At 57.7% G+C, this 239-nt stretch carries 1 pseudogene; it reads right to left on the bottom strand.

Annotated elements, in window-relative coordinates:
• Nucleotides 1-225: pseudogene (locus R0J92_RS26290) on the bottom strand (ABC transporter permease); the annotation flags it as partial.
• Between the last annotated feature and the right edge of the window lie 14 nt (nt 226-239).

The following is a 239-nucleotide window of genomic DNA, read 5'->3' as shown; positions in this document are numbered from 1 at the left end:
CGTGAACAGGCCCTTCAGGAACTGCCAGTATTGAACGAAGAACGGCTGGTTGAGACCAAGACCTTCGCGGATGCGTGCAAGATCGGCTTCGGTGATACTGACCGCACCTTGCGTCAGCATCAATGCCGGATCGCCCGTCAGGCGGACCGCGAAAGCGACGAGCAACGTCATCGCGACGAGCACGAATAACGCCTGCAAAATTCGTTTGATCAGAAATCCGGCCACCAGTGCGCCTCCGA

The organism is Tritonibacter sp. SIMBA_163 (genome assembly GCF_046535935.1).
GTDB classification, from domain to species: domain Bacteria; phylum Pseudomonadota; class Alphaproteobacteria; order Rhodobacterales; family Rhodobacteraceae; genus Epibacterium; species Epibacterium scottomollicae.
The sequence above is the reverse complement of the archived record's forward strand: the minus strand, read 5'-3'. Positions and strand labels throughout refer to the sequence as shown.